At 67.2% G+C, this 2,356-nt stretch carries 2 protein-coding genes; both read right to left on the bottom strand.

Going from position 1 to position 2,356, the window contains the following annotated elements:
• Positions 1–764: 764 nt before the first annotated feature.
• Positions 765–1,310: a hypothetical protein gene (locus LLG88_15715; GenBank protein MCE5248356.1), complete on the bottom strand. Its 546-nt coding sequence runs from the start codon at positions 1,308–1,310 to the stop codon at positions 765–767.
• A gap of 427 nt (positions 1,311–1,737) precedes the next feature.
• Complete coding sequence (locus LLG88_15710; GenBank protein MCE5248355.1) at positions 1,738–2,304, bottom strand: elongation factor P; 567 nt, start codon at positions 2,302–2,304, stop codon at positions 1,738–1,740.
• Positions 2,305–2,356 lie beyond the last annotated feature (52 nt).

The following is a 2,356-nucleotide window of genomic DNA, read 5'->3' as shown; positions in this document are numbered from 1 at the left end:
CGGACGCTCGGGCGTCTCCGCGGCGACAGTCTCAGGGCTCTCCCCGGGACTTGAGGACCGGCAAGACTTACTGGAATTGGACCGGCAAAACTTTCCGGAACCCACATCGGGGGTTCACCCGCCAAGTAGCACTTGATCATGCACTTGTCCGCTGGAGTGCACCGAGCTGCGAGCAGGCGGATCCGACACTGCGTTCCCGAATCCAGATTCCTCCATTGTTCGGACGGTTCGCAAACCTCACCGGCCGGATCCGCCCGATTCGACTCTCGTGACTCCGCCTCGGCCTTGACGCGATCCGGTCGGCATCCCGGAATTGCCGCGAAGCACGTAGCGATGACAAACGCACACGCGATTCCAACCAACTCTCGCCGCATCGCCATGTTCGGAACCTCAATGGGGTTGATCATTCGGCGTATTTAGTTCGATACCGAACCCCGCTCTCGGCCTCCGCGTTGTTTGCCACGCCACGCGTCATTCCTCGGCGCCTTCCTCAAGCGGCTGGCGGCAGCGGGCCGCCGCGGGCCGAGAGCAGGCCCCGCGGGCATCCAGGGAACTCACTTCGCGGCCGCCGGCCCGATATCGGCACGACGCAGGCGTTCTGCCGAACCCAGCCGCCTTGGCGCGCCTTGACGTCCGACATGGCCCAGCGCTTTTCCTGCAGCACCAAGTAGCGCCCCACGACGTCGGCGACGCAGCCCTTTCCCGCCGCGCGGCGGGGCGACGCGCGAGGCGCAGCCCCACGACACGCCGCGGGCGGTTGGGCCTCAACGATATGCGTAGCCGACCAAGTACCAGTGGGGCTCGATCCGGCGATATCCCTTCCATCTGCCCCTGTCGTCCGCCCCCTGATCCACGTCCGCGTGCTTGATGTCCGCGACCAGCGGCGTCGCCTCGTCGTCGTTCGGCAACCACTCAATCCAGCGCTCGCGAACAGAGGGCCCAAAGACGGACCGGTAGAGCCCAAACATCACATGTCCGTTGCGGGAACCAACATCGGTCAGGCGACCAATCTCTTTGAAGAGCGTCCTGAACCGTCGAAGATCATCGGAGGTCCAGCCGGGAGCCGCCTCCGGCGTGACGACCATATGCGGATCTCCCGCCGCGGCGGTCAGGCGGCGGAACTCCTGCTGCCGCTTCGGCGACCAGCCCGGCACGACAGGCGTCGAGTCTTCGCCATTCCGCGGTTGCGCGCCGATGGGCGGAGCGGGCACCTCCGCGGAATCGGGCGTCATCCCCCTCGTTTCCGGATGTCGGGCGGACAGGTCCGCCAGTTCGACGAACGCCGCCCGATGCTCGTGAAACACGCGCAACAGCGACGCGTCGCTCGGCCCCGAGCAAGACACCGTCGCCGCGAGCGCGACAGCCGCCGCCAGAACCGCAACCCCGCAGGAAGCGCGTCCCCGACATGGCACTGGAGGTTCCCCCCTCTTGGCCGGGCCCGCGCGCATGGCGACCTTCTCGACTCGCAAACACGCGCCACGATCTTGTTCGATTCAACGATGCCGTCTTCTCTCGGCGGGAAGCTCCGCCTTCCGTTGAAAGTCGACGGCGGCCGGCAGGAATCTTCTACGCGACGTCGCGGACGATGTCCAGCGCCGCGGGAACCAGCTCGGCGCCGGTCTGCGTGTACAGCCCGTCCGTCCGCGAGTCGCGTCGGCGCACGCCGCGCCCCTCGGCGGCGCGGAGACCATCCCTTGCCGGCCCGGCGGCCGGCAAGGAGAAGAGGCGGCGGGGAACCTACGCGCGGCGGATGAAGCGCCGCTCGAGCGGATCGACCTCGATCTTCTCGCCCGTCTCGAGGTAGAGCGGCACCTGGATCTCGACGCCGCCGGCGACCACGGCCCGCTTGAGCACCTTCCCCGAGGCGGTGTTGCCGCGCACCGTCGGCTCGGTCTCGAGCACCTCGACCACGACAACCTTCGGCAGCTCGATGTTGGCCACCTCGCCGCCGAAGTGGATCGCGCGGACCTCCATGTTCTCGGTCAGCCAGGGGACCATGTCGCCGAGCTTCTCCAGCGGCAGCTGGAACTGCTCGTACGACTCGGTGTCCATGAAGTAGGCGTCCTCGCTGTCGGAGTAGAGGTAGGAGGCGACGCGGAAGGTGAGGTCCGGCTCGTCGAACGACTCGCCGGCCTTCCAGACCTTCTCCATGAACGAGCCGTCGATGAGGTTGCGCAGCTTGGCCTTGACCAGCGTCTGCCCGCCGCGCGCCGAAGGGGACTGGATGGTGTGCTCCACCAGCGCCCACGGCTGCCCGTCCACGAGAATCCGGAACCCCTTCTTGAAGTCCGCCGTCGTCGCCATCGTTCGATCTCCCGGAATGCGGGCGAAGGATAGCCAAAAGAGCGCCGGGCGG

The organism is bacterium, from assembly GCA_021372775.1.
In the GTDB taxonomy this organism is placed as follows: Bacteria; Acidobacteriota; Polarisedimenticolia; order J045; family J045; genus JAJFTU01.
The sequence above is the reverse complement of the archived record's forward strand: the minus strand, read 5'-3'. Positions and strand labels throughout refer to the sequence as shown.